This window comes from Candidatus Dedyshia acidiphila (assembly GCF_051025295.1).
GTDB lineage: Bacteria > Acidobacteriota > Terriglobia > Terriglobales > Acidobacteriaceae > KBS-83.
In genome coordinates this window covers 29,203-48,406 of the sequence record NZ_JBMGJV010000011.1, presented here as the reverse complement: position 1 = coordinate 48,406, position 19,204 = coordinate 29,203, and the positions used below count along the sequence as shown (strand labels likewise).

The 19,204-nt window shown below is 64.4% G+C and carries 20 protein-coding genes; 11 read left to right on the top strand and 9 right to left on the bottom strand.

What is annotated here, in order from left to right; translation table 11 throughout:
- The first annotated feature begins 98 nt into the window (after positions 1–98).
- Positions 99–1,022, top strand: coding sequence for a ferritin-like domain-containing protein (locus AC5IJH_RS06710; protein ID WP_491902037.1), 924 nt, complete (start codon positions 99–101; stop codon positions 1,020–1,022).
- A gap of 9 nt (positions 1,023–1,031) precedes the next feature.
- A complete protein-coding gene (locus tag AC5IJH_RS06705) occupies positions 1,032–1,991 on the top strand; it encodes a ferritin-like domain-containing protein (protein ID WP_491902036.1) in 960 nt (319 codons plus the stop codon).
- Positions 1,992–2,076: 85 nt separating this feature from the next.
- Here AC5IJH_RS06705 and AC5IJH_RS06700 read toward each other — a convergent pair whose 3' ends face one another.
- From AC5IJH_RS06700 to nadA, 4 genes are all read right to left on the bottom strand, one after another.
- On the bottom strand, positions 2,077–3,237 hold the full coding sequence (locus tag AC5IJH_RS06700; RefSeq protein ID WP_491902035.1) for a beta-propeller fold lactonase family protein: 1,161 nt from the start codon (positions 3,235–3,237) through the stop codon (positions 2,077–2,079).
- Between the two features lie 73 nt (positions 3,238–3,310).
- Positions 3,311–3,769, bottom strand: coding sequence for a Fur family transcriptional regulator (locus tag AC5IJH_RS06695; protein ID WP_491902034.1), 459 nt, complete (start codon positions 3,767–3,769; stop codon positions 3,311–3,313).
- A gap of 67 nt (positions 3,770–3,836) precedes the next feature.
- Positions 3,837–4,271, bottom strand: a complete 435-nt coding sequence (locus AC5IJH_RS06690) for a DUF2203 domain-containing protein (protein WP_491902033.1) — start codon at positions 4,269–4,271, stop codon at positions 3,837–3,839.
- Positions 4,268–5,449 (bottom strand): quinolinate synthase NadA, encoded by a 1,182-nt coding sequence (gene nadA / locus AC5IJH_RS06685; RefSeq protein ID WP_491902032.1) that lies wholly within the window; start codon positions 5,447–5,449, stop codon positions 4,268–4,270. The genes AC5IJH_RS06690 and nadA overlap by 4 nt, the downstream gene beginning before the upstream one ends.
- A 361-nt stretch (positions 5,450–5,810) precedes the next feature.
- Between nadA and AC5IJH_RS06680 the strand changes: the two genes are divergently transcribed.
- From AC5IJH_RS06680 to AC5IJH_RS06665, 4 genes are read left to right on the top strand one after another with little or no spacing between them, the layout of a single operon-like run.
- Positions 5,811–6,404, top strand: a complete 594-nt coding sequence (locus AC5IJH_RS06680) for a Sec-independent protein translocase subunit TatA/TatB (protein ID WP_491902031.1) — start codon at positions 5,811–5,813, stop codon at positions 6,402–6,404.
- The gene (tatC, locus tag AC5IJH_RS06675) at positions 6,397–7,206 is read left to right on the top strand and encodes a twin-arginine translocase subunit TatC (RefSeq protein ID WP_491902030.1); all 810 of its coding nucleotides are present in this window, start codon (positions 6,397–6,399) and stop codon (positions 7,204–7,206) included. The genes AC5IJH_RS06680 and tatC overlap by 8 nt, the downstream gene beginning before the upstream one ends.
- Positions 7,206–8,108 (top strand): M28 family peptidase, encoded by a 903-nt coding sequence (locus AC5IJH_RS06670; RefSeq protein ID WP_491902029.1) that lies wholly within the window; start codon positions 7,206–7,208, stop codon positions 8,106–8,108. The genes tatC and AC5IJH_RS06670 overlap by 1 nt, the downstream gene beginning before the upstream one ends.
- Before the next feature lie 6 nt (positions 8,109–8,114).
- The gene (locus AC5IJH_RS06665; RefSeq protein WP_491902028.1) at positions 8,115–8,984 is read left to right on the top strand and encodes a TerC family protein; all 870 of its coding nucleotides are present in this window, start codon (positions 8,115–8,117) and stop codon (positions 8,982–8,984) included.
- On the opposite strand, the gene nadB is transcribed toward AC5IJH_RS06665, so the two are convergent.
- Positions 8,976–10,610: an L-aspartate oxidase gene (gene nadB / locus AC5IJH_RS06660; RefSeq protein ID WP_491902027.1), complete on the bottom strand. Its 1,635-nt coding sequence runs from the start codon at positions 10,608–10,610 to the stop codon at positions 8,976–8,978. The two genes, AC5IJH_RS06665 and nadB, sit on opposite strands and share 9 nt — an antisense overlap.
- A 73-nt stretch (positions 10,611–10,683) precedes the next feature.
- Between nadB and aroB the strand changes: the two genes are divergently transcribed.
- Genes aroB through AC5IJH_RS06635 form a run of 5 tightly spaced genes read left to right on the top strand, consistent with a single transcriptional unit; the run spans position 10,684 to position 15,217 of the window.
- A complete protein-coding gene (gene aroB, locus AC5IJH_RS06655; protein WP_491902026.1) occupies positions 10,684–11,775 on the top strand; it encodes a 3-dehydroquinate synthase in 1,092 nt (363 codons plus the stop codon).
- A complete protein-coding gene (locus AC5IJH_RS06650) occupies positions 11,775–12,515 on the top strand; it encodes a ubiquinone/menaquinone biosynthesis methyltransferase (RefSeq protein WP_491902025.1) in 741 nt (246 codons plus the stop codon). The genes aroB and AC5IJH_RS06650 overlap by 1 nt, the downstream gene beginning before the upstream one ends.
- 47 nt (positions 12,516–12,562) lie before the next feature.
- Complete coding sequence (locus AC5IJH_RS06645) at positions 12,563–14,101, top strand: cation diffusion facilitator family transporter (RefSeq protein WP_491902024.1); 1,539 nt, start codon at positions 12,563–12,565, stop codon at positions 14,099–14,101.
- Positions 14,046–14,444 carry an OsmC family protein gene (locus tag AC5IJH_RS06640; RefSeq protein WP_491902023.1) on the top strand — a complete coding sequence of 133 codons (399 nt, stop codon included), beginning with the start codon at positions 14,046–14,048 and terminating at the stop codon, positions 14,442–14,444. Before AC5IJH_RS06645 ends, AC5IJH_RS06640 begins: the two co-directional genes overlap by 56 nt.
- On the top strand, positions 14,441–15,217 hold the full coding sequence (locus AC5IJH_RS06635) for a PASTA domain-containing protein (protein WP_491902022.1): 777 nt from the start codon (positions 14,441–14,443) through the stop codon (positions 15,215–15,217). Before AC5IJH_RS06640 ends, AC5IJH_RS06635 begins: the two co-directional genes overlap by 4 nt.
- A 3-nt stretch (positions 15,218–15,220) precedes the next feature.
- Here AC5IJH_RS06635 and AC5IJH_RS06630 read toward each other — a convergent pair whose 3' ends face one another.
- The 4 genes from AC5IJH_RS06630 to aroC are packed head-to-tail and all read right to left on the bottom strand — an operon-like array spanning position 15,221 to position 19,151.
- On the bottom strand, positions 15,221–16,492 hold the full coding sequence (locus AC5IJH_RS06630) for a transcription antitermination factor NusB (protein ID WP_491902021.1): 1,272 nt from the start codon (positions 16,490–16,492) through the stop codon (positions 15,221–15,223).
- Positions 16,492–17,427, bottom strand: a complete 936-nt coding sequence (fmt, locus tag AC5IJH_RS06625) for a methionyl-tRNA formyltransferase (protein WP_491902020.1) — start codon at positions 17,425–17,427, stop codon at positions 16,492–16,494. Before fmt ends, AC5IJH_RS06630 begins: the two co-directional genes overlap by 1 nt.
- 2 nt (positions 17,428–17,429) lie before the next feature.
- On the bottom strand, positions 17,430–17,939 hold the full coding sequence (def, locus tag AC5IJH_RS06620; protein WP_491902019.1) for a peptide deformylase: 510 nt from the start codon (positions 17,937–17,939) through the stop codon (positions 17,430–17,432).
- A gap of 36 nt (positions 17,940–17,975) precedes the next feature.
- The gene (gene aroC, locus AC5IJH_RS06615; RefSeq protein ID WP_491902018.1) at positions 17,976–19,151 is read right to left on the bottom strand and encodes a chorismate synthase; all 1,176 of its coding nucleotides are present in this window, start codon (positions 19,149–19,151) and stop codon (positions 17,976–17,978) included.
- Between the last annotated feature and the right edge of the window lie 53 nt (positions 19,152–19,204).

Genomic DNA, 19,204 nt, shown 5'->3' with positions numbered 1-19,204 from the left:
AGTTGATGACATCAACACTCTCGGTCTCCTCCATTTCCAAGAAATGAATCCAAGCGCGAGGACGAAGACGTTCTCGTCAACAGGAGGCATCCGCACCTATGAGCGACATCATCCAGGATTTGCTGGCTCGCCGTTCTCACTCGCGCCGGCAGTTCCTTGCAGGATTAGGCATCACCGCCGGTTCAGCGGCAGTCATCGGCTGCAGTGATAAGTCGTCGGTCAACAACGTGGGCTCTCCCACGTCTACGGCCGTCACTGACGTCGACATTCTCAACTTTGCCCTCAACCTGGAATACCTCGAGGCTGAGTTCTATCTACGCGCAGTCACCGGGAACGGTCTGGCCGCCGCGGACACAGGCAGCAGCCCGGGCGCGACCACGGGTGGTGCTCAGGTCACCTTCGCGACCCCGGCCATCAAGGCCTATGCGATGGAGATCGCCGACGACGAGCAGCAGCATGTTCGCTACCTGCGCGCCGCCATCAAGCAGTTCGGTGGCACCCCGGTCGACAAGCCAGCCATCGACCTGACGGCCTCCTTCAATGCAGCCGCCATGGCTGCAGGGCTGGGTGCGACGTTCAGCCCCTTCACCGATGAGAACGCGTTCCTGGTTGGCGCCTTCACGTTTGAGGACGTAGGCGTTACCGCTTACAACGGCGCTGTCACCTTGATCTCGAACAAGACCATCCTGGGCGCTGCGGCAGCCATTCACGCAACCGAGGCGTACCACGCTGCTGAGATCCGCACGCTGCTGGTCTACAACAGCAACCCCGACTATCTGAAGGCAGCGGTGGCGATCTCCGGTCTGCGCGGAGCGGCCAGCTCTGCTGGCGGCGGCATCACGGCCGAGGTCGCGCCCAGCAGCACCACCATCGTGCCGGCGGATTCGAACTCGCTCGCCTTCCACCGCACCACCGATCAGGTACTGGACATCGTGTACCTGGACGCAAGCGGCAAGGGTGCCACCAAGGGAGGCTTCTTCCCCAACGGCCTGAACGGCAAGATCACCGCCTCAGCGAAGTAGGAGACAGAGATGAACGAAACCATCGAGAATGCAGTAATCGAAACGCTGGAGCGGCGGGCAGAGCGGCGGGATCGCCGCAAAACACTCCTGATGGGCGGCGCGGCCCTGGCCGGTATCGCTCTGGGCAGTGTGCTCACCACCAAGTCAGCCTATGCCGCGACCAGTGACGCGGATGTGCTCAACTTCGCACTCAACCTCGAATTCCTGGAGGCGCAGTTCTACACCCTGGCCACGGCCGGCGTGCTGATCAACGACTCCAGCATCGGGCTGTCCATCGACTCGAGCGACGGCATGACCAAGGGTGGCACAGTCGTCACCAAGGCAGGCACGAACGCTCCGATCGCCCCGGTTCCCTTCACCACGCCCATCCTGAAGGACTACGCCACCGAAACTGCCAAGGACGAGCGCAACCACGTCGCGTTCCTGCAGGCCGGCATTAAGGGCGCGGGCGCGGTATCCGTGGCCATGCCGGACATCGACCTCTACACCAGCTTCAACACGCTGGCCATGGCAGCCGGGCTCGGCGCCACGTTTGACCCCTTCGCTGACGAGACGAGCTTCCTGCTCGGCGCGTTTATCTTCGAAGATGTCGGCGTGACGGCCTACAACGGCGCGGCGGGCCTGCTGAGCAGCCCCGCGCTGCTTCAGGCGGCAGCCGGCATTCTGGCGGTCGAGGCCTACCACGCAGGCAGCATCCGCACACGGATCTACGCAGCGGGTGCGGCGGCGCAGGACGCGTCGCAGAAGATCGCGGCAGCCCGTGCCTCCCTGTCCAAGGCAGGCGGAGCGACGCAGACCGATGACGTGGGTGTCGGCAACGACTCCACCGGCGCTGCCACCATCGTCGATGCGGACAACAATGGGATCACCTTCTCGCGGAATACGGCAGAGGTGCTCAGCATCGTCTACGGCGGCAAGAGCACAGGCGGCGTCTTCTTCCCCAAGGCAATGAACGGCAACATCAAGTAGTCGGAACTGCGGTCGTTACAAGAGAAAAGGCTCACCCGAGAGGACCGGGTGAGCCTTTTCTTCTTGCTCTTTAGGTGCTTGCTTTCTAGTGCGTGGTCGCAACAGCACCCGCGGCAGCCAGTCCGCCGATCGTCGAGCCGGCGGTGAGCGCCCCCGCAGTCGCAGTGCTGAACCCATAGGCCTGCACGCTTGGATTGCCGCCCAGATTAATCCCGAGCAGGTACTTCTTGGTCTGGTCAAGCGCCAGCGCATAGGGCTGCGCGCCAACCGAGCTGAATGGGGAACCAGCGATCGCGGTCAGAGCACCCGAGGCGGCCACCGAGGAAGCGCTGATCGTGCCGTCTGCCTGGTTGGCGGCATAAATATTGGCACCGGTTCCGTCGAGCAGCAGGAAGCGCGGCTGCCCGCCGGCCGCGAACGGGGAACCGCTGATCTCCGGGAAATTGGTGGCGATCGAGAAGGCCCGGATGCCCTGGTTGGTCTCGCCCACGTAGAGGAATTTGCTCTTCGGGTCGACAGCCAGCCCAAGGTCCTGATTGCCGACACCGCTGGTTGCCTTTGCTGTAATTACGCTGGTGTTCTGCGACAGGCCGCCGCTGGTGTTGAACGGCAGCGGTGCCACCCCCAGCTTGCCCATCGAGACGAAGACGAAGGAGCTATCCGGGGCGACTGCAATGTTCTGGATGCTGACGTCGGCGGCATTGCTCCCGCTGGGCAGCGTGATCGCGATGGGCGAGCCCTGGAGGGTGCTGAGCGTGCCGTCGGAGTTGATGGCGTAAATGCCCACGGCGGGACCACCACCGCCCAGTCCGGCAGCGAGCAGGTACTTCCCGCTGGGATCGATGGCCAACGCTACCGGCACGACATCTGTGGTCAGGGCGGAGGTCTTCACCAGGGTGGGAAAGCCGCTGCTGCTGTTGATGCCCAGGCCGAAGATGCCGGCACCAGCCACCGCGGCGTAGAGATAGGAATTGCCGGGCGTGACGACGAGCGCATTGATCGCCGAGGTGGACAGCGTCGTCGGTGAGTTGGCGATCTGCGTGAACGCGCCGCTGGTGGACAGGGCGAAGCTGGCCAGCACGCCCGCCTGGGTGCCTACGTAAACGTAGCTGGCGGTGGTGCCACCGCCTCCGCCACCACCGCCGGTCGTTGTCTTGGTGAAGAAATCGCCGCAGCCGGCGAGAGTCACTGCCGTCAGCAAAGCGGCCGAAATCGCGGTACCAGCCCGAGCCAGGGTCTTCAACATGGCCACCATCCTAAACGCGCAGGAGATGGACGTCGCGACAAGAGAGAGCGTTCGGAGAGAGCGAGAGAAAAGACTATTCGGCGTCGCGGCAGTCGGCGCAGCGGCCCAGTACGTCGACCGAGTAGCGCTCCGCGACGAAACCATGAGGCAGCGGCTGTGCAGGCATCAACTGGCCGAGCTGCTCGTCATCCAGGTCGAAGATCGCCTTACAGCGCGTGCACACCATGTGGTGGTGCGGACGATCGTTCATCTCCACCCGGAGAGAGCCGTGGTGCAGGCTGACCTCGCGGAAGAGGCCGCTGGCGATGAACAGATGAAGGTTTTTGTACACGGTGGCCAGCGAAATCGAGGGAATGCGCTGCTGCACACGCTCGTAGACCTCTTCCGGGCTGGGGTGCCCCGGGATGGTCTGCATGACCTCAAATAGCACTTGGCGCTGGTGAGTGACCGCAATGCCGTGCACGGCGCAGAGCTCCCGGAAGTCGAGCGCCCTATGGCTCTCGGTCTGCCCCGCGTTGTGTGCAACGTGCATGTCTCGATTGGAAAATACCCGTCGTGCGCTGTCAATGCCGAAAGCTGGGTAGACGAGGGTTCCCGGTTCAGTTTGGTCGTTCGCGCCAGCCACGGCCAAAGCGCTCATCGAGCGGCTGGCGTCCGCGGAAGCCGGACTCAAGGGTGTGCCAGTACTCGATGCGGCTCTCGCCCCGCCGCCAGCAGAGCAGCACCAGTTCCCCATCGACGCGACACGGGAAGTCGAGCAGCCCGGACTCGAGGTCCTTAACCTGCACGCCGACGGAGTCGATCTCACCCAGCGCATCTTTGGCCCGCTGCAGGTGCGACTCAGCCTCGGTGCGATTGCGCGCCACCCCGGCAACGTCGACAGTCATGCCGCCAGCGATGAAGATGCGCTGGCGCAGCGACTGGAGTTCACCCTCCAGCCGCTCTGCAGCCTCTTTCGCCTCCATGGCGCGGTCGAGTAGTGACTCGACGACCGGAAGCAGTGCGTTTGCCTCTTCAAGGGTGAATGTCTTCATGCGGTGAGGGCTTCAGGAGATGCGGCGGGCGCTGCTGCTTTCGCCGGCGCAATCTCCAGCATGCGGTCCAGCGCCACCCGGGCCCAGTGTTTCACATCTTCATCCACCTGAATGCGGTTCACTACCCGACCCTCGACCAGGTTTTCAAGCGCCCATGCAAGGTGCTGGGGCGAAATGCGGTACATGGTGGTGCACAGGCAGCCAGTCGCATCGAGCGTCATCACCAGCTTGCCCTGTGGCGCGTACTCACGGGCCAGGCGGTTGACAAGATGGATCTCCGTCCCGATCGCAAAAATACTGCCGGCCGGCGCCCGGTCGACGAGCTCGATGATCCGTTCGGTCGAGCCCAGGGCATCTGCCTTCTGGCACACTTCCCAGCGGCACTCCGGATGCACGATCACCTGAATGCCTTCGTACTTGGCGCGCATTGTGTCTACGTGGCTGGGCAGAAAGCGCTGATGCACCGAACAGTGACCCTTCCAGAGAATCACCCGTGCAGCGCGCAGCCGTTCGGGGGAGATGCCGCCGCCGATCTGCCAGGGGTCCCAGACCACCATTTCGTTTAGCGGAATGCCCATGGCGAAGGCCGTGTTGCGACCCAGGTGCTGGTCGGGCAGAAACAGGATCTTCTCGCGCCGCGCAAAGGCCCATTCAAAGGCGAGCTTCGCGTTCGAGGAGGTGCAGACCAGGCCCCCACGCTCGCCGCAGAAGGCTTTGATGGCGGCGGTCGAGTTCATGTAGGTCACCGGCAGGACGGTATCCTCGCCCAGACCCGCACGGCCCAGAGACTCCCAGCAGTCCTCCACCTGGCTGATCTCGGCCATATCGGCCATGGAGCAGCCTGCGTTCAGGTCGGGCAGGATCACCTGCTGGCCAGCCTTGCCGAGAACATCGGCGCTCTCCGCCATGAAGTGCACGCCGCAGAAGACGACGTAGCGGGCGTCCGTCTCGGCCGCGATCTTCGACAGCCGGTAGGAATCGCCGGTGTAGTCGGCGAAGCGGATCACCTCATCGCGCTGGTAGTGGTGGCCGAGCAGCACGGTGGTGCTCCCGAGCGCCGCGCGTGCGGCCGCAATGCGGGCATCCATGGTGTTGTCGGGTAGCGTGAGGTAACTCTCAAGAGAGCAGGCTTCGCCCGCACGCACGTCCGCAGTAGTCTCTTCCAGCAGCAGGTCCATCTTTGTTCCGCCTTCAGTCCAGCCGCCCGGTGAGGGCGCCGAACGGGGATGTTGAAAGCACGTTCGGGTTGCAGCCGATTCGCTGCGAGACCGGGGCCTCGCCCAACCAGCGGGGATGTTGCAACCTCGTTACAGCAGATGCGCATCCGGCAGGGTTTGACGCAAAACCCGCGTCATTCTTGCGTGCTGGACGTGCGCCTCTTTTCACCAGAGTGTAATACAGAACAGGCCGGTCCGCCCTGTGCCTTCCGTCACTTAGCAGGCACGTGCCGGCCGGAGCAGGGCGACACCGCACCGGACACACAGGGATGCTCCGGGGCGGCTGTCACGCCGAGCGAACGGACGGGTATAGTTGAGACGAATGCCGCTGTCCGCCATCCTGTTCATTCACCTGGTTCCCGCGTCCCAGCCCACCCTGCGGCTGGCGACCTTTGGCGTGGGCGACACGCTGCTGATCGTCGTGCTCGCGCTGATCGTCTTCGGCCCCAAGCGGCTGCCCGAGATCAGCCGGCAGGTCGGCAAGCTGCTCTACGAATTCCGCAAGGCCTCGAACGACTTCAAGTTCCAGATTGAAGAGGAGTTGCGGGTGGCCGAGCAGGCAGAACGGCAGAAGCAGCTGCAGACGGCAGCCACGCCGCAACCGGCCACTCCCGTCGCCATCTCCTCAGACAGCACCATAAGCGCGGCTCCGGCCGAGACGGCAACAGACGCCGGCCCGAGCATCCTGCCCCCGTCCACCGGTGCCCCGGTCAGCAGCCGCCCTCCGTATCGCGGCGCTGAGGTCGACGCAGCCCTGACCGCTGCTTCAACCGGACCGATGGAAGAGCTCGAGGCGAACGCGCAGGCAGCCATGCAGGCCGCTGCAGCCGAACAGGCTGCGACCCAAAGCGACACAGGCGGAACGGAGCGAGAGGAGGGGGCTGCGAGTCGCCCCGTTCCCACGCACCATGGCTGATGACGACCTGATCGACCGCGCCCGCACCGCTGTCTCCGAACGCGCCGAGCTGCCAGGCATGAGCCTGATCGAGCATCTTGAGGAATTGCGCCGCAGGCTGATCCACTCGGCGCTTTATCTCGTGGTCGGCTTCTTCATTGCGTACTACTTCCACGACAAGATTGCCGACCTGATGCAGCGACCGATCACCGTCGCGCTGGCGCGGCATCACCTGAATCCGCAGCTCGTCTACCTCAACCCAATTGAGCCGTTCAATTTCTACCTGAAGCTGAGCTTTATCGGCGGCGCCATCTTCGCGTCGCCATTCATCCTGTTCCAGATCTGGCTGTTCATCTCGCCTGGGCTTTATCGCAACGAGAAGCGTTACGTGCTTCCGTTCATGTCGGCGACGGTCGGCCTGTTCCTGGCTGGCGCGTGGTTCGGCTACCACTACGTCTATCCCGGCGCACTGGACTTTCTGCTCGGCTACGGCAAGCAGTTCCAGCCGATGGTGACGATCAGCGAGTACGCTGACCTGTTCACCACGGTCGTACTCGGCCTCGGCGCGAGCTTTGAGCTGCCCATCCTGATCTTCTTTCTCGCCCTGTTCGGCATCGTCAGCCCGCGCTGGCTGTGGAAGAACCTGCGCTATGCCATCCTGATCATCGTGATCATTGCCGCAGCCATTGCGCCCACGCCGGACCCCTTCCAGGTATGCGTGTTCGCCATGCCCATGCTGCTGCTTTACCTGGTTGGCATCGGCGTGGCGTACCTGGTCCACCCGGCGCGCCGCGATCGGAAGAAGCAGGAGGCAAGCGCCTGATGCTCACGCGTCTGCTGCTGCTTTTGCTGCTACTGTCGCCTGGGCTGCTGTCCGCACAGCCGGCGACCGCGTTCAGCGGGCAACGAGCCTACGACTACGCACGACAGATGCTGACGTGCGGCCCGCGCTTCAACGGCAGCGCAGGCCTGCTGTGCGCACAGAACTTCCTGCGCAAGCAGTTCGCGCATGACCAGCTTGAGGCCGACAGCTTCGTCGCGAGCACGCCCGCCGGGCCGCAGCAGATGACCAACTTCATCGTGCGCTTTCCCGGGAAAAGAGATGGCGTGATCGTGCTGGCAACGCACTACGAGACCAACTATTGGCTGCGCACCACATCCTTTGCAGGTGCGAACGACGGCGCGGCAACGAGCGGCCTGCTGCTTGAGGTGGCCAATCATCTGCGTGGCCGCACGCTCGACGGCTACAGCGTTTGGCTCGTCTTCTTCGATGGAGAAGAGTCCGTGGGCGAGCAGTGGACCGGCTCCGACTCCCTGTACGGCAGCCGGCACCTAGCGGCGAAGTGGCAGAACGACGGCACGCTGAAGAAGATCAAGGCGTTCGTTCTGGCAGACATGATCGGCGACCGCGATCTCAATGTCTCTCGCATCACCAACGCGACGCCTGCCATCGAAGACGTGATCTACGAAGCGGCGAAGAAGACCGGCAATGCAAGCCACTTCTTCAAAACATCCGGTGACGAGCTCGACGACTTCAATCCATTTGTGCAGCGCGGCGTTCCGTCTGCCGATGTCATCGATGTGGACTATGGGCCGCGCGATGCGACGCACTCAGACGGATGGCACCACACGCCCGAGGACACGCTGGACAAGATAAGCGCGAAAAGCCTGACCATCTCAGGCGCGGTCTTCCTCGAGACCCTGCACCTGCTCAACACTCGGTAACACCTCATGCTGGCTGGTGCCCCGCTCTCTTACTGGATCGGCTTTCACGTCATCGTCGTCGTGCTGCTCGGCGTTGACTACGCGATCAGCCACCGCCCTCAGGGCCCGCGCGTGCGCGTTGCGCTCGGATGGACCATCATCCTGGCGGTTCTGGCCGTCGCATTCGCGCTGTTCATTCGCCACACGCAAGGCACGGAGCACGCACTTCAGTTTCTGTCCGGGTATGTGCTCGAAGCGTCGCTCTCGATCGATAACCTGTTCGTCTTCCTGCTGCTGTTCGACAGCTTCGGCCTCTCTGGAGGCGATCAACACCGCGCATTGCTCTACGGTGTGCTCGGCGCGATCGTGTTGCGTGGACTCTTCATCGTGGCCGGCGTTGCGATCCTGAGCCGCTACGAGTGGGTGCAGACCATCTTCGGCGTACTGCTGCTGTATGCTGCGTGGCGGATCTTCCATGAGAAGAAGGGACGCAGCACCCCGTCAGGCATCGGCAAGTGGCTGGAGCGTCGCAGGTTTGCCCTCTCGCCATTCGCGCTCGCGATCATCGCGATCGAACTGACTGACGTTGTCTTCGCGATCGACTCGGTGCCGGCCGTGCTCAGCATCACGCGCGACACCTTCCTGGTCTACACGTCAAACATCTTCGCGATCCTAGGCCTGCGCTCGCTCTACTTCGTGCTGCGCGGCCTGATGCAGCGGCTGCACCGGCTGCGCTATGGCCTGGCGCTGGTGCTGGCGTTTGTCGGCGTCAAGATGCTGGTCGCGCGCTGGGTCACTGTGCCGACCATCTGGTCGCTGGTGATCATCGTCGGCACGGTCGCGATCTTTGCGGCCGCTTCCCTGCTGCCTGGTCACCACACGCCCAAGTCAGCGTAGCGGCTGAGCGGCTGCCTCCGGAACCAAGGGGCCGAAGCGCACGGTTCCTTCCTCGAGATGCGAGTGCGCCAGGAAGCGGTCATCATCGCGCTTGGGGAAGTCGCTGCGGTAGTGCGCGCCACGGCTCTCTTCCCGGGCCAGCGCACAGTCCACAATCGCATGCGCCACGCGTGCGAGGGACTGCGCCTCGTACTCGCGGCGACCCCAGTCTGCCGTGGGCTGCGCATGCCCGTACCTGGAGGCCTGGCTCAGGTCGATGCTCTTCAGCAGAGCCGCGTCGCGTAGCAGTCCGGCATTCAGCCACATCTGTTGTTGCAACTGCCGGATCGCGGGCTCAACCGGCGGCAGCGGCGTTGAACTCGCACTTACCATCAGCGGTACATCGAGCCTCGACGATGGGGGTTCGCGCATCTCGCGCATGCTCTCTGCTGCCCGCGCCCCGAAGACCAGCCCTTCGAGCAGCGAATTGCTGGCCAGCCGATTTGCCCCATGCACGCCTGTGCAGGCCACCTCGCCCGCGGCATAAAGGCCAGCCAGCGAGGTGCGCGTTTCTACATCGGTGCGGACGCCGCCCATTAGGTAGTGAGCCGCTGGTCGTACCGGGATCGGATCGCGCGCAAGGTCGAGCCCCTGCTGCGCCAGAAACGAGGAGATACCGGGGAAGCGCTCATATAAATCCATGCCGGTGACGTGGCGCATGTCGAGGTACACCGGCAGCGTCTCGCCCGGATTGGCGCCGAAGCCTTCGCGCGTGATGGCGCGGGCCACCACGTCACGCGGTGCGAGCTCAAGCAGCGGGTGATAGCGGTTCATGAAGCGTTCGCCGCGCGCGTTAATGAGCCATGCGCCCTCGCCACGCAGCGCCTCGGACAGCAGAAAGCGCGGCACGCCCGGCAGGCTGAGCGCGGTGGGGTGGAACTGGTAGAACTCCATGTCGGACAGCGCCGCTCCGGCCGCAAGCGCAGCCGCGATACCATCGCCCGTTGCAACCGCCGGATTCGTGGTGTCGCTGTACACCTGGCCGGCACCGCCGCTGGCCAGCAGAACCGCGCGGGCGCGCACCGTCTGCACGGTGCCTTGCGCATCGAGCAGCCGGGCGCCGAGCACGCGGCCGTCTGCCACCAGCAACTCGGTCAGCAGCGTCCACGGCAACATCGTGACTTGCGGCAGCACGCGCGCGCGCGCCAGCAGGGCGCGACCGATCTCGCGCCCGGTCGCATCTCCATTCGCATGGAGGATGCGGTTGCGGCTGTGCGCGCCCTCGCGCGTCAACATCAGTTCGCCCGCATGCTCACCCGTGGTGTAGCGATCGAAGCGCGTGTCCCAGCGCAGCAGTTCCTCGACGCGCAGCGGACCCTCTTCCACCAGCACCCGCGCCGCCGCTCGATCCACCAGCCCATCGCCGGCCGCAAGCGTGTCCTCAAGATGAAGCGAGACGTCCTCATCGCCATTGATGGCGACCGCAATGCCGCCCTGCGCATACTGCGTGTTGGACTCGCCGAGCGCCTCCTTCGTGACCACCAGAACGCGGCCCACTTCGGCGAGCGTGATGGCGGCGCGAAGCCCCGCAATACCGGCGCCGATTATCAGGAAGTCGGTCTGCGCCGGGATATGGTTTGTTCCCATGAGCGAAGGCTAACACCACGGCCGCGGGGCTGAAATCGAACCGTGCAAGTGCCTGCGGTACGATGAATCTCGAGTGCGCACTCTCCCGATCCAGGTCTCGTCGAGCACCTATCCCGTTCACCTGGGCGCGGGTTTGCTCGCCGATTTGGGACAGTATGTCGAGGCACTCGCAAATGGTCAGCGGCGGCGCTCCTTTGTCCTGACCTCGCCCGAGATTTGGACCCTCTGGTCCGACACATTTCTTCGCGGCTTCACAACCGATGCGCACCCCACGCTGCTGCTCCTGCCAGCGGGTGAGCAGCACAAGCGGCTCGCGGTGGTGGAGCGGCTGGCCCAACAGATGGCTCGTTACGGCGCCGACCGCCGTTCCGTGCTGATCGCATTCGGGGGCGGCGTGGTTGGCGACCTCGGCGGGTTTCTCGCTGCGATCTACATGCGCGGCATCGAGTACGTGCAGGTGCCGACGACGCTGCTGGCGCAGGTCGACTCATCCGTCGGCGGCAAGACGGGCGTGAACCTCAGCGTCGGCAAAAACCTCATCGGCAGCTTCCACCATCCGCGCCTGGTACTGGCAGACACCGCGGTGCTGCGCACACTGCCCCCGGCGGAGCTGCGCGCTGGGCTCTACGAGAGCCTGAAGGCTGGCCTGATCTGCGATCGAACGCTCTTCGAATACATCGAGCAGCACAGCACGGACCTGCTCACGCAGCGTGCGGATGCGCTCGATCATGTGATCGCGGAATCGATTCGCATCAAGGCGCACGTCGTCGAGCAGGACGAGCGCGAGTCCGGACGCCGCATGCTGCTCAACTTCGGCCACACCATTGGCCATGCTATCGAGGCAGTGACAAAATACCGCACGCTGCTACACGGCGAGGCGGTGGGCTGGGGAATGCGAGTGGCTGTGGAAGTCAGCCGCGGCAGGGGTCTGCCGAATGTCGATGCGGACCGCTGCCTGGCCGCCATCGATGCGCTGGAGCTACCGCCGTTGCCGAAGTTGTCAGCGCGGCGCCTGCTGCATGCTTCGGCGGGCGACAAGAAGCACGTCGCCGGTGTGCGTCACTATGTGCTGCTCTCTGCCATCGGCCACGCCTACGTTGCAAAGGACGTGACCGATCAGGAACTGCTCCGCGCCATCACGTGCGGGCTGCGGCTAGACCGCTGATGGCCGCACCCGGAGCCCGGCCCGAGGGCGCGCGCAGTGAGCAGGATGCCGCGGCCGCGGTTCAGGCGATGTTCGATGACATCGCGCCCCGCTACGACCTGCTGAACCACGTGCTTTCGGGCTCGATCGACCGGCTGTGGTGGTGGCGCACCGCGCGACGATTTCGCAGTATCCTGGCTCGGCCCGAGGCATGCATCGCGGATATCTGCTGTGGCACCGGAGATATGACGCGCGCCCTGCTGCGGCAACGCAAGGTGGACGCTACACCGATCCTGGCGATCGACTTCTCGCACCAGATGTTGCTGCGCGGCGCGCGCAAGTTCGCCGCACAGGCGATCGCCGTCGAGGGAGACGCGTTGCAGTTGCCATTGCGCGATGGCTCGCTCGACCTGCTGACGACTGCCTTCGGGTTTCGCAATTTGTCTAATTACGAATCCGGACTCCGCGAGTTCTACCGAGTGCTCGCGCCCGGGGCAACGCTTGGCATTCTCGACTTCAGCGAGCCCGGCGGCTTTCTCGGCAAGCTGTACACGTTTTACTTCCGCAGCATTCTCCCACGCATCGGCCGGCTACTCTCCGGCTCTGCCGGCGCCTACGCCTACCTTCCCTCTTCTGTCGCGCGCTTCCCCGCTCCGCCGGAAATGCTGCGCACGCTGGAGCGCGTCGGCTTTCGCGAGGTCCGTTGGACGCCCTACACATTCGGGATCGCCGGACTCTACACCGCCCGCAGACCAGAGTGATAGAGCCGATGTGGCTGCCTGTGCGCAGCCGCGTGTAGGCTGTGTTCATGGCGCAGCCAACCACTCGCGAGTTATACGCGAATGACGCTCAAGCGGACGCCGCTACGGCGAAGCGGAAACGCAGCGCTGCGCTGCTTTCGCTGCTGATGGCATGCGGCATGACCGCGCTCAAATTGGTGGCTGGACTGATCACGGGCAGCCTCGGGATGCTGTCCGATGCCGCGCATTCGGGGCTCGACCTGCTGGGCGCCGCACTCACCCTGATCTCGGTGCGCATCTCCGGAAAGCCTGCCGATGAAGACCACATGTACGGGCACGCCAAAGTAGAGACGCTCTCCGCATTCACAGAGACGTTTCTGATGGGTGCGTCCTGCCTTTGGATCACCATCGAAGCCATCCTCCGCATCTTCGTAGCGCCGGTCGCGGTGCGCTTCTCGCCGTGGCCCTTTGCAGTGCTCGCGCTTTCGATCGCGGTTGATCTCAGCCGCTCGCGCGCACTGCGCCAGGTCGCGAACGAGGTGGGGTCCCCCGCACTTGAGGCAGATGCGCTGCACTTTGCCTCCGACATCTGGTCAAGCACCGCGGTCGCGCTCGGGCTGGCAGCCTCGTACGCCGGCGTACGCTTTCACATCGGCTGGCTGCACTTCGCGGATCCACTCGCGGCGCTTGCGGTGTCTGCGATCATTCTTCGTTTCGCCTGGGGGCTGGCACGCCGCACAACGGACGAATTGCTGGACGCTGCCCCGGCCGGCTCGCGGCAGCGTATCGTGCGTGCGGTGGATCGCGTTGATGGTGTGGTCGGCATCGAGCAGTTGCGGGTCCGCCTGTCTGGAAACAAGACCTTCGCGGAGCTCAGCGTTGCTGTACCGCGCTTTGACACGGCCGAGCACATCGAGGCGCTCGTGCAGCAGATCACCGCTGCCGTCAAGACAGCGATGCCCGGCTGCGATGTGATGGTGCGCACCGTCCCGCGGCAGGTGAAGGGGGAGAGCATCTTCGACCGCATCCGCGGGACTGCGGCAAGAAACAACGTCACACTCCATGATTTGAGCGTGCAGCAGGAGAGCAATGGGCTGAGGGTAGAGCAGCACGTCGAAGTGGACGAGTCTCTGCCACTGCTCGAGGCGCATCGCTTCGTCTGCGAGCTGGAAGCACAGATGTATCGTGCCGCGCCCGAAGTCAGTGATGTGCTCACCCACATCGAGAGCACGCCTGCGACGATCGAGGCGGGGGCCGTTGTGGAGCGCGACCGGCAGATCGAGGAGGACCTGCGCCGGGTGGCAGAGACGCTGCCGCAGATTTTGGACATTCACGACGTCGTGGTCTCGCGCACGGGCGACCGCCTCCACGTGTCCTGCCATTGCACGCTTCCCGATGATCTGCCGATGCATCGCGTGCACGATGTGATCACCGCGCTGGAAGACCGGCTGAAGCTGGACAGGCCGGAGGTCTACCGCATGCTGGTGCATCCCGAGCCGCAGGCGGACAATCGACATGAGGGCCGCGAATGGCGGTCACGACAGGAGACCCATGATCGCGAAGGCCGAGTGGCAGCACGCGCAGGTGTACAAAGCAACATCCGGTAGCGGGCACACACTGCTGCTCGATGGAGATCATGCCGAAGCGCCGACACCGATGGAATGCGTGCTGATGAGCCTCTGCGGCTGCACGTCCGTGGACGTCATCGGTATCCTCCGCAAGAAACGCGAGCCGTTCACCGCGCTTACGGTCAGCGCGACCGCAGAAAAGGCGCCGACCTCTCCAAGTGTGTTCACCGCCATTTCGTTGGTGTATCGCGTGACCGGCGCAGTGAACCAGAAGAGCATGGAGGATGCCGTGCGCCTCTCGAAGGAGAAGTACTGCTCCGTCTCGGCGATGCTCGAGAGGACTGCCACAATCACCTACACGATCGAGTACGCCACGGCATGATGCGGAGAATCGCGAAGTTCCTGCTGGTGCTGCTGCTGGTGATCGCCGTGGGCCTCGTGTCTGCGCTCACCACCATGCACTTTGCCATCCACGGAGCCGAAGTCAAAGTTCCGGACCTGCGGGGGATGAGCGAGGCAGAGGCGCGGCAGAAGGCGGCGAGCGAAGGGCTCGAGTTCAACATCGAAGACCACTTCTACAGCGCGGCTGTTCAAGAGTCGCGCATCGTAACGCAGTCGCCCATGCCCGGCACCGTAGTGCGGACCGGCTGGCAGGTGCGCGCGAGCCAGAGTCTGGGCGCGCAGAAGGTGGCCATCCCCGACGTGCGCCAGCAGCCGGAGCGCGCCGCCGCGCTTGCCTTGAGGCGCGCAAATCTCCAGATCGGTACGGTCGCTCGAGTACCGTATGCGGCGGTATCGCCTGGGCTGGTCATCGCACAATCGCCGGACGCTGGCTCGGCAGCCGTCGACCGTCCCAGCGTGTCGCTGCTGCTCAGCGCGCCGGTGCCGCCGGAATCGAGTGGCTTCGTCATGCCGGACCTCACCAATCAGCCGGTCAGGACCGCGAACATGGCGGTAAGCCGCGCGGGGATGAAGCTGTCGCCGCCGCTCTATCGAGCTGCGGAAATTCCGTCGGTCTCGCAGATTGCACAGCCCGGTGACGCGCCAGCACCGCCCGCACTGCCAGTGACGCCAGGCACTGTGATCGCACAGCAGCCCTCCGCCGGGTCGCGTATCGAGACGGGTGGAACGGTGCAGTTCACCGTCGCCCAGTAGCGGTCAGGTACGCGTGAACAGAGCGACGTAAAAGCCGTCGCATGGCAGAATGCCGGGTACGGTCTGCAGGACGTCACCGCGCACGGCGTGCTTTATCAGCAGCTCTCGCCCACGCGCATGCAGACTGCCCTCGCGCTCCATTGCATCCAGCCTGGTACGTACATTGACGGCCGAGGCGGTCGGCTCTGATTCGAGAAATGCAGCCGTGACGGTTCCGTTTTCTTCCGGCTCCAGTGAGCACGTCGAATAGACCAGTTTGCCACCCGGCGCGAGCACTCGATACGCCGAGCGCAGGATCGCGAGCTGGCGTTCCCGTTGCCGCGACAGATCCGCTGGGTCGAGCCGGAGCTTGATCTCCGGATTCCGCGCGAGCGTCCCGGTGCCGCTGCACGGGGCATCACACAGGATCAGATCGAAGTCGTCGCGAAACGGCAGCGCCGTCGCATCCGCCTGGATGCAATGCACGTGTGCGGTCGGCGGGTTCGCAGCAAGAGTGCGACGCATCGCGGCCAGTCGCGACTCACTGATGTCGCACGCCGTGATCTCTGCTTTCGGATTATTCGCGGCCAGAATGGCTGTCTTGTTGCCCGGCGCTGCGCAGCAGTCGAGGATGCGCTTTCCGGAACCCGCAATCTCCGCCACGAGCTGCGAGCCCTCATCCTGCGCACGCGCGTTCTCCGGAATCACTACGCCCTCGCTCACCACGAGCGCACGCGTCAGAAAGGTCCCGCCGGCGGCCTCCGTCACGCGCAAACACAGTGGCGGCGCCTGCTGGTCATAGTTCGCAATGGCTGCGACTGCCTCGTCGCCATAGTGTGTGCGCCAGCGCTCGAGCAGCCATTCCGGGTGCGCTTTCGTCGGAACCAGGGGCGTACGCTGCGCCGCTTCCGAGATGCGGCGCAGCACAGCATTCACCATGCCGGACGCGTGCTGGTGGCCACTTGCCTTGGTCAGCTCGACGGATTCCGACAGAGCCGCATGAGCCGGGATGCGCTCCATACCGAGCAACTGGAAGATCCCGAGCCGCAGCGCAATCGCAACCTCATCGTCGAGCTGTGACCGCCGAGTAAGGAACTGCGCCGCGATGCTGTCCAGCGCAAGCTGCCAGCGCAACACGCCCATCACCAGCGCCGTCGTCAGGTTGCGGTCTGCCTGCGAGAGAGCCTCGATGGCGGGAGCACGCAGAAGATCGTCGCTGTGCTGGTTGCGTGACCGAGCCACTGCGAGCAGCACACGATAAGCCGCCAGTCGGGCAGGAGAGATGCGGGCGGCCATCAGGAGCCGAGACGGTCGCCGTCAACGAGAACATGCCCGTGCAGCAGGTCTGCAGCCGGGAGGCGGCGCTTGCCCTCGATCTGCGCCTCGAGCACTTCGAGCACGCCACCGTCGCCAGCCGTGAAGTACAGTCGGTCGCTGTCGACGCGCAGGACACCGGGTTCGCCGGTCGCTCCGGATGGCGCGAGCGCCAGGCGCTGCAGGGTCAGCTTTTTACCGCGCACTGTGGTCCACGCACCGGGCCACGGCTGAAATCCACGCCAGCGGTCGTAGATGGAGTGCGCGCTTCGTGCCGGGTCCACCTTGCCATCTTCGCGGCTCAGCATCGGCGCCATCGATGCGAGGCTGTGATCCTGCCTCTCGGGCGTGATCGTGCCCGCTTCGAGTCCAGCCAAGGTCTGAACGACGAGTGGTGCGCCGATCTCGGCGAGCGAAACGAAAAGGTCTTCCGCAGTATCCGTATCGCGGATCGGCACTTCGTGCCGCAACAGCGTGTCGCCGGTGTCCATGCCCTCGTTCAGCAGCATCGTGGTCACGCCGGTGACAGAGTCCCCGTTCGCCATCGCCCACTGAATGGGCGCTGCGCCGCGGTACTTCGGCAATAGTGAACCGTGCAGGTTCACATTGCCCATGCGCGGCTGCTCGAGCATCCAGGGTGGCAGGATGCGGCCATACGCCACCACGACAGTGACATCAATTACCATCGCGGTGAGCCGGTCGCGCAGCTCCTGATTGTTGCGGATCTTCTCCGGCTGCAGCACCTCGATGCTCGCATCGAGCGCAGCCCGCTTGATCGGCGGCGCAGTCAGGACCAGCCCGCGGCCGACAGGCCGATCTGGCTGACAGAGCGCGAGCTCGATCGTGTGGCCCGCAGCCAGCAGAGCGTGAAAGGTGGGGACAGCGAACGCCGGAGTGCCGCAGAACAGCAGCCGCATGCCTACCACTCACCCGTGCGCTGCAGCTTACGGATGCGGCGCAGGATCAGGTCGCGCTTGAGCGGGCTCACGCGAAAGATGAAGAGCACGCCGTCCAGGTGATCGATCTCGTGCAGAAAGGCGCGCGCCAGCAGTTCGGTGCCCTCATGCTCCTGCCACTCGCCGTGTTCGTTCTGCGCGCGCACCTTGACGAACGCAGCCCGGCGCACCTTCTCGCGAATGTCGGGCAGGCTCAGGCAGCCCTCTTCTTCGAACTGCTTGCCCTCGGTCACGGTGACCTCGGGATTGATGAGCACCAGCTTCTGCGCGGGGTCCTTCTTGTTGCTCAGATCGATGACAGTGATCCGCTTCGCTACGCCAATCTGCGGGGCAGCCAGCCCGATACCCTGCGCTACGTACATCGACTCGAACATATCAGCCACCAGCGTGCGGAGCTCGTCATTGAACTCGGTCACGCGCGCGGCTGGCCGCTGCAGGATGGGATCGGGATACTTGACGATGGGATAGATCATGCTTGCGTGCTTGGGGAGCGTTCGCCGCTGAGGAAATCAGTAGGCGCGAATCTGCTCCAGATAACCGTCGTAGTTTCGTTTCAGTTCCTGCGCGGAGTCGCCGCCAAACTTCTCGAGCGCAAGCTGTGCCAGCACAAAGGCCACCATGGCCTCCGCGGCCACGCCAGCGGCGGGCACAACACAGACATCGGAGCGCTCGTAGGCAGCCTTCGTGGTCTCTCGCGTCTCATAGGTGACGGACTCTAGCGGCCGGCGCAACGTGGAGATCGGCTTCAGGTAGCCGCGCACAACAATGTCTTCGCCGTTCGAGACGCCGCCTTCGACCCCGCCCGCGTTGTTGCGTTCGCGCGCGAAGCGGGTGTGGCCATTGCTCTCGCTGCTGTAGTGGATCGCGTCATGCACAGCCGAGCCGAACGACTGCGCTGCCGTCACACCGCGGCCCAGCTCGACAGCCTTCACCGCCTGCAGCGACATCACAGCCCAGGCCAGCAGTCCATCGAGACGCTCATCCCAGTTGGCGTAGGTTCCGAGGCCGGGCGGCACGCCGTGCGCGACCACCTCAAACACACCGCCGACCGAATCCCCCGTGCGCAGCGCTTTATCGACCTCGGCCTTCATGCGCTCCTCTGCCTCGGGCACAGCGCAGTTCAGCAGAACGTCATTGCGATCAGCCAGCGCGGCGATCTTCTCCCACGCGACCGGCTCCTCCACCTCTACGCTGCCCACGCGCACAGCGTGGCTGAGCACCTCGATGCCGAGGAAGCGCAGCAGCGTCTTCGCGAGCGCGCCAGCAGCCACCCGCGCAGTCGATTCACGCGCAGAGGCACGCTCGAGCACGTAGCGCGCGTCTTTGAAGTTATACTTGAGCGAGCCCGCGAGGTCTGCGTGCCCGGGCCGCGGCGATGCGACGGCCTTGTGCAGTGCAGGATCGCCTGCTGCAACCGGCAGGATCTCTTCCCAGTTCTTCCAGTCACGATTTGCAATCTGGATCGCGACCGGCGCGCCGATCGTACGGCCATGCCGAACGCCCGAGAGAATGTGCACCGTGTCCGTCTCGATGCGCATGCGGCCGCCGCGGCCGTAGCCCTGCTGGCGCCGCCAGAGCTCGCGATTGAGAACCAACTCGTCAACTTCGAGGCCAGCGGGCAGGCCCTGCACCAGCGCAATCAGCGCTTCGCCGTGCGACTCACCCGCGGTTGAGAAACGGAGCATGGACCTTCCTGAGGAAAATTCGATTGTAAATGCAGGTGCAGTCAGGATCGGCG

What these genes read in the sequence shown, in the direction of transcription:
- AC5IJH_RS06695 (WP_491902034.1), bottom strand. Translation starts at nt 3,769, where the DNA reads ATGCACGTTGCACACAACGCGGGGCAGACCGAGAGCCATAGGGCGCTC.
- AC5IJH_RS06690 (WP_491902033.1), bottom strand. Translation starts at nt 4,271, where the DNA reads ATGAAGACATTCACCCTTGAAGAGGCAAACGCACTGCTTCCGGTCGTC.
- def (WP_491902019.1), bottom strand. Translation starts at nt 17,939, where the DNA reads ATGATCTATCCCATCGTCAAGTATCCCGATCCCATCCTGCAGCGGCCA.
- AC5IJH_RS06705 (WP_491902036.1), top strand. Translation starts at nt 1,032, where the DNA reads ATGAACGAAACCATCGAGAATGCAGTAATCGAAACGCTGGAGCGGCGG.
- AC5IJH_RS06680 (WP_491902031.1), top strand. Translation starts at nt 5,811, where the DNA reads ATGCCGCTGTCCGCCATCCTGTTCATTCACCTGGTTCCCGCGTCCCAG.
- AC5IJH_RS06635 (WP_491902022.1), top strand. Translation starts at nt 14,441, where the DNA reads ATGATGCGGAGAATCGCGAAGTTCCTGCTGGTGCTGCTGCTGGTGATC.
- AC5IJH_RS06670 (WP_491902029.1), top strand. Translation starts at nt 7,206, where the DNA reads ATGCTCACGCGTCTGCTGCTGCTTTTGCTGCTACTGTCGCCTGGGCTG.
- AC5IJH_RS06650 (WP_491902025.1), top strand. Translation starts at nt 11,775, where the DNA reads ATGGCCGCACCCGGAGCCCGGCCCGAGGGCGCGCGCAGTGAGCAGGAT.
- nadB (WP_491902027.1), bottom strand. Translation starts at nt 10,610, where the DNA reads ATGGGAACAAACCATATCCCGGCGCAGACCGACTTCCTGATAATCGGC.
- aroC (WP_491902018.1), bottom strand. Translation starts at nt 19,151, where the DNA reads ATGCTCCGTTTCTCAACCGCGGGTGAGTCGCACGGCGAAGCGCTGATT.
- AC5IJH_RS06645 (WP_491902024.1), top strand. Translation starts at nt 12,563, where the DNA reads ATGGCGCAGCCAACCACTCGCGAGTTATACGCGAATGACGCTCAAGCG.
- tatC (WP_491902030.1), top strand. Translation starts at nt 6,397, where the DNA reads ATGGCTGATGACGACCTGATCGACCGCGCCCGCACCGCTGTCTCCGAA.
- AC5IJH_RS06700 (WP_491902035.1), bottom strand. Translation starts at nt 3,237, where the DNA reads ATGTTGAAGACCCTGGCTCGGGCTGGTACCGCGATTTCGGCCGCTTTG.
- AC5IJH_RS06665 (WP_491902028.1), top strand. Translation starts at nt 8,115, where the DNA reads ATGCTGGCTGGTGCCCCGCTCTCTTACTGGATCGGCTTTCACGTCATC.
- AC5IJH_RS06630 (WP_491902021.1), bottom strand. Translation starts at nt 16,492, where the DNA reads ATGGCCGCCCGCATCTCTCCTGCCCGACTGGCGGCTTATCGTGTGCTG.
- nadA (WP_491902032.1), bottom strand. Translation starts at nt 5,449, where the DNA reads ATGGACCTGCTGCTGGAAGAGACTACTGCGGACGTGCGTGCGGGCGAA.
- AC5IJH_RS06710 (WP_491902037.1), top strand. Translation starts at nt 99, where the DNA reads ATGAGCGACATCATCCAGGATTTGCTGGCTCGCCGTTCTCACTCGCGC.
- fmt (WP_491902020.1), bottom strand. Translation starts at nt 17,427, where the DNA reads ATGCGGCTGCTGTTCTGCGGCACTCCGGCGTTCGCTGTCCCCACCTTT.
- AC5IJH_RS06640 (WP_491902023.1), top strand. Translation starts at nt 14,046, where the DNA reads ATGATCGCGAAGGCCGAGTGGCAGCACGCGCAGGTGTACAAAGCAACA.